The organism is Pseudomonas kitaguniensis (assembly GCF_009296165.1).
Taxonomy (GTDB): Bacteria; Pseudomonadota; Gammaproteobacteria; order Pseudomonadales; family Pseudomonadaceae; genus Aquipseudomonas; species Aquipseudomonas kitaguniensis.
On sequence record NZ_VUAZ01000229.1, the window covers coordinates 1 to 673 of the forward strand.

Here is a 673-nt window from a genome sequence, read left to right on the forward strand (position 1 = left end):
GTACATCGATCATGCTCAGACGTACGTAGCTGTACATCGATCATCGACGCGGTCCTGTGGCCAATTGGTAGGACAGGTGCTGGATCGCACCCGTCGCAGCGAGCGTTATATCGCCGGGCGCGAACTGAACGCCGCCGACGATTTACCGCAAATTGCTGTGAATCGAATCTGAGAGAGGATCTCTATGCCATTGCGCCTCGCGCTGCTTTTGCTTGTTACCGGCCTAACGGCCGGTTGTGTTTCATCGGGCCATGACAGCCCGTTGCATACCGGTAAAGGCCGTGACGAGGCGCGAGTTGCGTATGTGCAACTGGGGCTTGGCTACCTGCACAAAGGCATGAGCGAGCAGGCCAAGGTGCCGCTGAAAAAAGCGCTTGAGCTGGACGGCGATGATGCCGACGCAAATGCGGCACTGGCCCTGGTGTTCCAGGCTCAGGCCGAGCCTGCGCTGGCCGATCAATATTTCCACAAGGCCCTGGCCGCACGTCCTGCCGACGCTCGGCTGCTGAATAACTACGGCAGCTTCCTGTTCGAGCAGAAACGTTATGACCAGGCGTCCGGTTATTTCCAGCAAGCCTCGGCCGACACGCTTTACCCTCAACGTTCACGGGTGTTCGAGAACCTTGGTGTGACCTCGATGCGCCTCGGCCAGCGCGACAGCGCGCGCCAGCAT

1 protein-coding gene and 1 pseudogene are annotated in these 673 nt (G+C 59.4%); both read left to right on the forward strand.

Annotated features, from left to right (window positions below; genetic code table 11):
* Nucleotides 1-172 (forward strand): annotated as a pseudogene (locus tag F0169_RS28010) (hypothetical protein); the annotation flags it as partial.
* A 12-nt stretch (nucleotides 173-184) separates the two neighbouring features.
* Nucleotides 185-673: type IV pilus biogenesis/stability protein PilW (gene pilW, locus F0169_RS26885; protein ID WP_152748120.1), on the forward strand; the 489-nt coding region annotated here is incomplete at its 3' end.